Origin of the sequence: Streptomyces sp. URMC 126, from assembly GCF_051386555.1 — a bacterium.
Classification (GTDB): domain Bacteria; phylum Actinomycetota; class Actinomycetes; order Streptomycetales; family Streptomycetaceae; genus Streptomyces.
On the sequence record NZ_JBPQTX010000339.1, the window covers coordinates 1 to 7335 of the forward strand.

Annotated in this window: 4 protein-coding genes and 1 CRISPR repeat array; of the genes, 1 reads left to right on the forward strand and 3 read right to left on the reverse strand. The window is 75.1% G+C overall.

What is annotated here, in order from left to right; translation table 11 throughout:
- Window positions 1-213: 213 nt before the first annotated feature.
- Both ACSNOK_RS28475 and ACSNOK_RS28480 read right to left on the reverse strand, forming a co-directional pair.
- Window positions 214-1743 carry an NAD(P)/FAD-dependent oxidoreductase gene (locus ACSNOK_RS28475; protein ID WP_436783666.1) on the reverse strand — a complete coding sequence of 510 codons (1530 nt, stop codon included), beginning with the start codon at window positions 1741-1743 and terminating at the stop codon, window positions 214-216.
- A gap of 551 nt (window positions 1744-2294) precedes the next feature.
- Window positions 2295-4478, reverse strand: coding sequence for a molybdopterin oxidoreductase family protein (locus ACSNOK_RS28480; RefSeq protein ID WP_436783667.1), 2184 nt, complete (start codon window positions 4476-4478; stop codon window positions 2295-2297).
- A gap of 191 nt (window positions 4479-4669) precedes the next feature.
- Between ACSNOK_RS28480 and ACSNOK_RS28485 the strand changes: the two genes are divergently transcribed.
- On the forward strand, window positions 4670-5968 hold the full coding sequence (locus ACSNOK_RS28485; protein ID WP_436783668.1) for a uroporphyrinogen-III synthase: 1299 nt from the start codon (window positions 4670-4672) through the stop codon (window positions 5966-5968).
- Window positions 5969-6055: 87 nt separating this feature from the next.
- A CRISPR array of direct repeats spans window positions 6056-6633; the repeat unit is 29 nt; unit sequence GGGTCCACCCCCGCGTGCGCGGGGACCAC.
- Window positions 6634-6751: 118 nt separating this feature from the next.
- Here ACSNOK_RS28485 and ACSNOK_RS28490 read toward each other — a convergent pair.
- Window positions 6752-7249, reverse strand: coding sequence for a hypothetical protein (locus tag ACSNOK_RS28490; RefSeq protein ID WP_436783669.1), 498 nt, complete (start codon window positions 7247-7249; stop codon window positions 6752-6754).
- Window positions 7250-7335: the final 86 nt, after the last annotated feature.

Consider the following 7335-nt stretch of genomic DNA (forward strand, 5'->3'; position numbering starts at 1 on the left):
CGCGGGGGGCGGGCGGGCCCGGGCGGATGCGCCGGACCGGGCCGGCGCTGCTCGTACGGCCCCTGCAGCGGGCGGCCGGCGGGGAACTCCGGGTACTCACGGCCGACGCAAGGATGTCAGGGACTGCCCGGCACGTCACTGCCGGCCCCGGAACCTCAGGGGCGACCTGGGACCTCACAGTCACCCCAGACGTCTCACGAGCAGCCCGGTACCTCATGGGCACCCCTCCCCCACCAACAAGCTGAGCGCGTCCCCTGCCACGGGCTCACCACGCATCACGGCGTCCCCCACGTCACCCACGGTCGTGAGGTCGCCGACGAGGATCGCGCCGACGGGGACGCCGTCGCGCAGCACCAGCTTCCGGTAGGTGCCGCGGGTCGCGTCGGCCAGGGTGACGACTTCGACGTCGTCGCCCGAGGCGGTGGAATCGCCGAACGCGGCTACGTCTAGCGGCCCGGCGCCGAGCCGGAGCAGAACGGGCGGGACCGGCGGGGCTGGCGGGACGGGTGGGGTGGCGAAGACCGGACAGGGACCGTTTCCCGGTGTCCCCGACAGGTTCGCGGCGAGAGCGGCGGCCAGCGCGTCGGCCTGTTCCCAGGCGGCTTCCGCCCGGCCGTGAAGGCGGTTCCGGTGCTCGGCGCAGTCGCCGATCGCGTACACGCCGGGGGCGGACGTGGCGAGGGTGTCGTCCACGACGACGCCCGTGGCCACGGCGAGGCCGGCGGCCCGCGCGAGTTCCGTACGGGGCCGGACCCCGCAGGCGAGGACGGCGGTCCGGGCCTCGATCCGTGTGCCGTCGGACAGCCGGAGCCCGGTGATCCGGGCGTCGTCGCCGAGCACGGCGGCGGCGCGCCGCTCGCGGAACGTGGTGACGCCGAGCGCGGCGAGCGCGCGGCGCACGGTCTCGGCGGCACCCGCGTCCAAGTGCCGGTCCATCAGGTGGGGCCCGTCGTGCACCAGCCGGACCGCCACCCCCGCCCCGGCGAGCGCCTGCGCCACGCCGACACCGAGTACGCCCCCGCCGACGACGACGGCCGTCCCGCCGGCCCGGACGTCCGCGGCGATCCGCGCGCGGTCGCCGAGCGTACGCAGCGGGTGGACGCCGCCTTTGAGCGCCCCGGACGCGGTGCGCAGCCCGGGCAGTTCCGGCAGGACGGGGGCGGCGCCGGTGGCGAGGACGAGCGTGTCGTACCCGACGGTGTACCTGTCGGTGGTGCGCCCGTCGGTGATGCGTCCGTCGGTGATGCGCAAGGTCCGCGTTTCCGGGTCGATCGCGACGACTTCGGTGCCGGTGCGGACGGTCGCCCCGCCGGTGGGGAGGGCGAGGGCGTCCGGCGTGTACAGGCCGCGCAGCAGGCCGGTGAGGAGGGTCCGGTTGTAGGGCACGTGCGGCTCCGCCCCGAACAGCGTGACCCGCACGACCCCGTCCGGCACGAGCGCGAGCAGCTGCCGCGCGAACCGGGCGGCGGCCATGCCCGCCCCGACGACGGCGACGTGGTGGGGGGCGCGAGGCCCCGGCACCGTACGGGCGGCGGGCCGGCCTGAGGGGCGGTGGTGGCCCTCCGCCCGGACGTCGGCCGAACCGGCGCGCGGCGGGCGGGCGGCGGAGGGAGGCGCGTCGCCGGCGGCGGACGGGCGGGGAGCGGCGGTGCCGGTGTCCCGCACGGCCGGCGCCCCCACGCCGACCCCAGCGGCTTCGACCGCCACTGCGGCTTCGATTTCCGCCGTGGCTTCGACTTCCACCGTGGCTTCGGCTCCAGCTTCCACTGCGGCTTCGTCTACTGCGGCGGTTTCGGCTACCGCTGGGGCTTCGGCTGTCGCTTCGGCCCACGCCGGGGCGTTGCGCACCAAACCGCGCGGCCGTCCCGGCGCGGTGCCGCCCACCGCCGGCAGTCGTGCGCCGGGGCTCGCGGGCCGGGCACCGATGTCCCGGCCCGCGGCGACGGCCGCCGGACCGCCCGGCGTCGCGGCGCGGCCGGGCCGCTCCACATCGCCGAACGCCGCCCTGCGGGCATCGGCCGGCATTCCGGCCGACGACGGCCCCGGAGGGCGGTCGTCCACAGCCACACACGGATCCGCGGCCACCCCCAGCTCCGCAGTCACACGCAGCTCCGCGGCCACACCCGGTACCGGCATGCCGCCGGCGGCGGGCCTCCCGGCAGTACGCGCCCAAGAAGCGCCCGTACCGCCGGAGCCGCCGCCCTTCCACGGGACTCCGGAGCCACCGGCCGCGCCAGCCACCGACCACTCGCCGCCGACGCGCACGCCGGGCTCCCGGCCGCCCGCCACCGCGCTCACCGCCCTTCCCCCGCCGCTTCCACCCGTACCGCGCACACCTTGAACTCCGGCATGCGGGAAACGGGGTCGAGGGCGGGGTTGGTGAGGGTGTTGGCGCGGCCGGGGCCGGACCAGTGGAAGGGCATGAAGACGGTGTCGGGGCGGATCCGGTCGGTGACCACGGCGGGGGCGGTGACGCGGCCGCGCCGGCTGGTGACGGTCAGCCGGTCGCCGTCCGCGATCCCGAGCCGTGCCGCGAGCCGCGGATGGAGTTCGACGAAGGGTCCGGGCGCGGCCCGGACGAGCTCCGGGGTGCGGCGGGTCTGGGCGCCGCTCTGGTAGTGCGCGAGGACACGTCCGGTCGTCAGCCGCAGGGGGTAGTCGGCGTCCGGTTCCTCGGCGGCGGGCCGGTGGGAGACGTCGGCGAACCGGGCGCGGCCGTCCGGGGTGGCGAACCGGTCGAGGAACAGCCGAGGCGTCCCAGGGTGGCGGGGCCGCCCGACGTCGGCGCGGGGGCACGGCCAGAAGACGCCGTCCTCGGCCCGGATCCGCGCGTAGCTGATGCCGGAGTAGTCGGCCTGACCGCCGGCGGACGCCTCGCGCAGTTCCTCGAAGACCTCCTCGGCCGCCGTCGGGAACCCCTTCTCGACGCCGAGGCGTTCGGCGAGCCCGTGCAGGACGGCGAGGTCCGTGCGGACGCCGGGCGGCGGGTCGAGCGCCGGACGGCGGAGGATCACCCTCCCTTCCAGGTTGGTCATGGTGCCCTCCTCCTCGGCCCACTGGGCGGTGGGCAGGACGACGTCGGCGAGTTCGGCGGTCTCGGACCGGACGATGTCGCAGACGACGAGACAGTCCAGGGCGCGCAGCCGCTCGGTGACGTGGGAGGCGTGCGGTGCGGAGACGACCGGGTTGGACCCCATGAGCAGCAGGGCGCGTACGCCGCCGTCGGTACCGAGGGTGTCGAGGAGCTCGTACGCGGACCGGCCGGGTCCGGGGAGGGTGTCGGGGTCGACGCCCCACACCCCGGCGACGTGCGCGCGGGCCGCCGGGTCGGTGATCGACCGGTAGCCCGGCAACTGGTCGGCCTTCTGACCGTGTTCGCGTCCTCCCTGGCCGTTGCCCTGGCCGGTCAGGCACCCGTAGCCGCTGAACGGCCGGCCCGCCTTGCCGGCCGCCAGGCACAGGTTGATCCAGGCGCCGACGGTGTCCACGCCCTTGCTGTGCTGCTCGCCGCCGCGCGCGGTGAGGACCATGCCGCTGGGCGCGTCGCAGAACATCTCCACGGCCCGGCGCATCGCGGCCACCGGAACGCCGGTGATGCGTTCCGCCCGTTCCGGCCAGTGGGCCATGGCCGCAGCGCGGGCCGCTTCCCAGCCGGTGGTGCGGACGGCCACGAACTCCTCGTCCACCCGCCCCTCCGCGACGACCAGGTGCAGCAGGCCGAGGGCGAGCGCGAGGTCCGTGCCCGGGGCGGGGCGCAGGTGCAGGTCGGCGGTCTCGGCGGTCCGGGTGCGCCGCGGGTCGACGACCACCAGCCGCCCGCCGGCGGTCTGTTGGGCGCGGAAGTAGCGCATGGCGGGCGGCATGGTGTCGGCGGGGTTGCCGCCGACCAGGATCAGGCAGCCGGTGCGGCCGATGTCCGCGAGCGGGAAGGGCAGCCCCCGGTCGAGGCCGAACGCCGCCCGCTGGGCCGCCGCGGCGGACGACATGCAGAACCGTCCGTTGTAGTCGATGTTGGCCGTGCGCAGCACGACCCGGGCGAACTTGCCGAGCAGGTACGCCTTCTCGTTGGTGAGACCACCGCCCCCGAAAACGCCCGCCGCGTCGCGTCCGTACCGCGCGGCGGCGTCCGCGAGCCCGTCGGCGGCCCGCTCCAGCGCTTCGTCCCAGCTCGCGTCCCGGAGCCGGCCGGTGCGCGGGTCACGGACCAGCGGCGCGGTCAGCCGGGCGCCGGGCGCGAGCACGGACGCGGCCGAACGCCCCTTGCCGCACAGGGCCCCGCGGTTGACGGGGAAGTCGGGCCGCTCCTCCACCACCACGCCGGGACGGCCGTACGGCTCCGGGCCCCCCGGCCGTGACTCCTCCGGGTCCCCCGACCGTGACTCCTCCGGGGGCGCGGAAACGATACGGCGCAGCCGCATACCGCACTGCAGGGAGCAGTACGGGCAGTGGGTGTCGGCCGGCTGTGCTGCTGGGGTCATGCCGGTAAGCGTCATCCGCCCTCATTAACACCGTGATACAGCGACGTTGCCACTCGCTCACGTCCCCCACACCCCGGGCGGTACCCGGTGTGCGCCGCCCGACACATGACCGTACGAAACCGCACGCGGTCCTAACGCCCCTGTGACGGCGGCGCAACGGCGGCTTAATGCCCGTCGGCGAATCTCGGCCCATGGGAACAGCCGTACCGGAAGCGTCCGACGAGCCGACCGAACCGAGCGGCCGGACCGCTCGCATCGACTCGGCCGATACGGCCGCCAGGACCGACGGGGCCGGCAGGGCGGACACGACCGGCACGACCGACGCGGCCGACACAACCGGCCCTTTGACGGGTCTCACCGTGGGCATCACGGCGGACCGCCGACGGGACGAACTCGCCGCCCTCCTCCTCCGCCGCGGCGCCTCCGTGACGGTCGCCCCCGCCCTGCGCATGGTGCCGCTCGCCGACGACGCGCTGCTCCGCGCCGCCACGGAAGCCTGCCTCGCCCGCCCGATCGACTACGTGGTGGCCACCACCGGTGTCGGCTGGCGTGGCTGGATGAGCGCCGCCGAGGGCTGGGGCCTGGCCGAGGCGCTGCTCGGCGCCTGCCGGGAGGCCACCGTGCTCAGCCGCGGCTCGAAGACGACGGGGGCGCTGCGCGCCTGCGGATTGCGCGAGGACCACGCCCCGGAGTCCGAGACCACGGACGCGGTCCTCACCTGGCTGCTCGCCCACGACCTGCGCGGGCGACACGTCGTCGTGCAGGAACACGGCGCTCCGCTGGCCGGCTTCACCGACGCGCTGCGCGCCCGGGGCGCCACCGTGACCGCGCTCCCGGTCTACCGCTGGGGTCCGCCCGAGGACCCCGACGCCGTACGCCGCCTCGTCGCCCGGACCGTCCGCCGGGAGATCCACGCCCTCCCGTTCACCAGCTCGCCGGCGATCGAGGCGTTCCTGGAGGCGGCGGGCCCGGCCCGGGAGCAACTGCTGACGGCCCTGCGCCACGACGTCCTGCCGGTCTGCATCGGCCCCCTCTGCGCCAGGCCGCTCCTCGCGGAGGGGGTCCCCTGCGCCTGGCCCGACCGCGGCCGGCTCGGCTCCCTGGTCAGAACCCTGACCGCCGAACTGACGCGCCGCCACCGCCACGAGGTGTCGACCCCGGCGGGTCCCCTGACGATCCAGGGCACGACCGTCCGCACCGCCGAAACGATCCTCCACCTCCCACCCCTGCCCGCCGCCCTCCTCTCCACCCTCGCCGAACGCCCGGGCACGGTCCTCAGCCGCACGGAACTGACCCGCCGCCTCTGGCCGACGGAAGAACGCCACCGCCGACCGGACGACCACGCACTGGAAGCGGTGGTGGGCCGACTGCGGGCAGCGCTGGGCCCTTACGGGCACGTGGTGGGGACGGTGACGAAGCGGGGGTACCGGTTGGTGGCGTCGGCAGGGACGGGGGCAGACGAACGGCGCAGGGGCGAGGGGAGCGCCTGAGGGGCTGCTATGACGCGCTTGGTCGAGCGCTTCCCCCTGCATGCGCCGGGACTACACCGTCATCTGCCGGTGCGGCTGCAAGTACATGGGTGCACCCTCGCATGCGCGGGGACCACCAACAAGGGAAAAGATCCCAAAAAGGGTGACGGGGTCCACCCCCGCGTGCGCGGGGACCACGCGGTGCCGGTCGGCGAGACCCAGCCGCCCCCGGGTCCACCCCCGCGTGCGCGGGGACCACCAGTTGGCGGGCGAGCGTCCGCAGCGGTTCCTGGGTCCACCCCCGCGTGCGCGGGGACCACCGTGCCATCGCGACGATTACGCCTTTCGCCACGGGTCCACCCCCGCGTGCGCGGGGACCACGACCACCTGCATGTCGGGTTCGCCCTGCGACCGGGTCCACCCCCGCGTGCGCGGGGACCACGCGCTGCCAGGCGTGCAAGTCCCGAGCGAAGAGGGTCCACCCCCGCGTGCGCGGGGACCACCCGTGGGCGTACCAGTGCCGCAGTTGCTCGGCGGGTCCACCCCCGCGTGCGCGGGGACCACCGAGCCGGCCACGTTCCTTTGCGGTGGCCATGGGGTCCACCCCCGCGTGCGCGGGGACCACGGCGTAAACCACCGCCAGAGCCCGTGCCGAAGGGGTCCACCCCCGCGTGCGCGGGGACCACAGGGCGTGACCTGTGCCTTCATCGCGACCCACCCCGGTTTTTACCCACTTCCATCCAGCGCGACATACAGGGCAACAGTCCCAAACCACCCCTTCTGCCTCATCGTCACCCCCCACCCTCACACAGCCGCCACCCCCCGATCCACCGCCGTGACAAGCATCGCCCCGATAGGAATCAACCGCTGATTCAACGCATCGAGCGCCTGACGCTCCGTCTCCGGGATGTGCCACTCCTCCCACCACCCCGCCTCCTCCACCGAGCAGGACTCGAACGCCTCGGCCTCCCAGGCGCGGAGGAGGTCCGCGGCGTAGGGGACGGCCGGGCGGGCCTGGTGGGCGTAGGCCTCCAGGAGGGCGATCATGTGGCTGTTCGGGAGGTAGGAGCGCCAGGCGCCGACAAGGGTGTCGGCGATGCCGACGACGTCCTCCAGCCAGAGCACGTGCTCGGTGACCCAGCCCTGTGGGTCGGGGCAAGGAGGCATGCCGGGCAGCAAGCGCCGCTGGAGTCCTTCCCGGCGGTGGAAGAAGTCCTTGCCCAAGGCCACCTCCTCACTCGTGGGCAGCCAGGCGTTGCGGCTCAGGGCGGTCACGGCGGCATCGAAGGGATGGGTCGTCATTCCGCCAACCCTATGTGGTGTCACGAACCGTCGGGAGGGGAGGTTGTGCCTGTTCGGAGGCGGTTCGGGGACTGTCTCTTATACAC